This is a genomic window from Sulfurovum sp. TSL1 (genome assembly GCF_019972135.1).
Taxonomy (GTDB): domain Bacteria; phylum Campylobacterota; class Campylobacteria; order Campylobacterales; family Sulfurovaceae; genus Sulfurovum.
Genome location: NZ_BPFI01000006.1, coordinates 1 through 1,484 on the forward strand (window position 1 = coordinate 1; position 1,484 = coordinate 1,484).

Here is a 1,484-nt window from a genome sequence, read left to right on the forward strand (position 1 = left end):
GAGCCACTTGCAGATTAAATATCTAAAAGTGGCTAATCTTCAATAATCCGTAATCTACTATTGAAAAAAGCTGTACAATCAGTTATTTTGAAACTTCAAGGTAAAAAACTGATATAAATTGGTAGAAATCCTATTTTTATGACGTGCTTTATGGTTCAAGTTTTGTAAAATGTGCTTTGGATTCTATTATTTGGACAAAACTAGGTCACAAGCTTCAAAGACTGCGTGATGCAAACTGATAACACAGCAAAGGCAAACACAGAAGCTACCTTCTGGGCACCCTGATAGTAGATCTTGTTGCATCCATAACTGTCTTTTAGATAGGCATTGACTCTCTCAACACTGCTACGTTGATTGTAGTGTATATCATCTGAATCATTATAGAGGTTCAGTGCACCCAATATCTTCTTTTCACTTTTTTCTAAAGCTATTTTTGCTTTGAGTTTTTTAGAGTTCTTTGGGTTAACATCAATAATGGGTCTGTGGTTATGAAGTTCGGAGTAGTTCTTTACAATCTTGTTATCATACGCAGCGTCAGCCAGATCATAGAGGTAGGTGACCTTTTGGCTACTCTGTTTAATCAGAGGCAGTGCCAATGAACTGTCATGTACTGTGGCAGAAGAGTATAGTGCTGTGATAGGGATATCACCATCTACTACTGAGAGATGAAGTTTACCTCCTATCCATCTGTGTCGGTTACCTTTGGAGTTCTGTTTGATACTGGTATTACACTCTGTTTTTATAAGCGAGAGCATCTCTTCTGTAGTATTCATCTTCTCTTGTTGTTGTAAAATGGAAGGTTTCTTAGCAGGAAGCTCTTCACCGTTTCTGGGACGTCCTTGTCTGCGTTTAGGTTTGATCTCCTTTTCCTGCTTGACAGATTTTTCTCTGAGTTCTACAGCGGTAGCATCCATACTGTGATAGAAGAATAGTGTCTCACTCAAATACTTCTCTATAAAAATATCGTGAGCTTTGGTTGCAATACGTTGTTGGCTGAACTCTTTAAAGACTCGGCTGAATTTAGATTCGCTTGGAATCTGATTATGATATCTCCACCCACATATGACTCTAAGTGTTCTATCGATCCTTAACCTCTCTATCAAATCACGTGTGGTCTGAAGATTATATACCTGTTTGGCAACAAAGGCACGTGCCATTTCCTCTCTGTCTTTGGGTGGATTGGTAATGGAGAATGTGGAGACATACTTTTCGATATGGGCAAAGTCTAGGATCTTTATCAGTTTGGCTTCTTTAGAACTTAGCTTCCCCATTGACTCTTCTAATCTTGGAAAAAGACTCTGCTCTAAATTCATGACTTTAAGCCACATTTTTGAAAGTGAAGGTATAATTTTTCTCATAAGCTGACTCTTTTTTTTGTTGGATTTTTGTGGTAAAAAATTATAACTTTTTGAAATCAGAATCAGCTTTTTTTCTTCGTGTTAACCCTTAATATCCCTCTTTTTTTGGTAATTTGCAAGTGGCTC

General features: G+C 37.4%; 1 protein-coding gene. It reads right to left on the reverse strand.

Annotation, left to right across the window (positions count from 1 at the left end):
• Nucleotides 1-200: 200 nt before the first annotated feature.
• On the reverse strand, nt 201-1,358 hold the full coding sequence (locus LDM98_RS11735) for a transposase (RefSeq protein ID WP_223899599.1): 1,158 nt from the start codon (nt 1,356-1,358) through the stop codon (nt 201-203).
• Between the last annotated feature and the right edge of the window lie 126 nt (nt 1,359-1,484).

Bases quoted from the DNA above. Each gene is read 5' to 3' on its own strand.
- LDM98_RS11735 (WP_223899599.1), bottom strand. From the start codon at position 1,358: ATGAGAAAAATTATACCTTCACTTTCAAAAATGTGGCTTAAAGTCATG.